At 50.3% G+C, this 733-nt stretch carries 2 protein-coding genes (1 of these 2 cut by a window edge); both read right to left on the bottom strand.

Features of this window, described 5'->3' with window-relative positions:
- Positions 1–418: 418 nt before the first annotated feature.
- Positions 419–688 (bottom strand): hypothetical protein, encoded by a 270-nt coding sequence (locus JK635_RS28160; protein WP_202653239.1) that lies wholly within the window; start codon positions 686–688, stop codon positions 419–421.
- 26 nt (positions 689–714) lie between these two features.
- On the bottom strand, positions 715–733 hold part of the coding region annotated (locus JK635_RS28165) for a ParB/RepB/Spo0J family partition protein (protein WP_202653240.1) (this coding region is incomplete at its 5' end). 352 nt of the annotated region lie beyond the right edge of the window; 19 of 371 annotated nt are visible.

Raw genomic sequence — 733 nt, forward strand, 5'->3', positions numbered from 1 at the left:
TGACGAGGCGCAAGCTGAAACTTAATCAGGAAGGGTATCTGTCATCCGGGCATTACCCGACGAAGGCCACGAAATCGGTAGTTCCCGAGTGCGCCCAGGACAGGAGTTGCGTCCAGCCAAATCTGAACATTCAGCAATGGAGCGTTCTGCTACAGCTTCGTTAGGGCGGCGATGTGGAGATCGTTGGAAAGCAGGAACAGGGTGTTATCAATATAGTGATTTGACCAGCACGATCTCGTATTGCTAGCTTGACGAAGCCGTTGTCAATGAAAAAAGGTCAGGTTTTTCAATGGCTTGGGAGTGCATAAATCAGCAGGTGGCCGGCTCCTGTTAAGAAGCTGTGAATTTTCACGGTGAAAAAAACCGCCCTATTTTCACGGTGAAAATAGGGCGGTTCATTAACCCATTAGTTTTCCTACTACTCGGACAGCTCCAGGAACTGTGACAACACGTCCTCCGGGGTATAGCCATTCTTGCAGTTGATAATCATCCGGCTGCCATCCACTGTGATATCGCCGAAATGTTTGCCTTTAATATTTAGGGCCACAACTGTTTGAGTCGACTTGGAAAGGCGATTGACTTCGCTCGTCGCCCAATTGACAGCGCCCTGCTCGGAGGCCCCCTCATGGCTGATTCGTCTTAAGGCCTGAATTACGATACGGCTGTGGCCTCTCTTCGCTAACGTCACCAGACTTGCTGCATTCTTGGCGCCGATCAGGTTCGGTTTTTCGTC

This window comes from Neobacillus paridis (assembly GCF_016765675.1).
GTDB lineage: Bacteria > Bacillota > Bacilli > Bacillales > Cytobacillaceae > Neobacillus > Neobacillus paridis.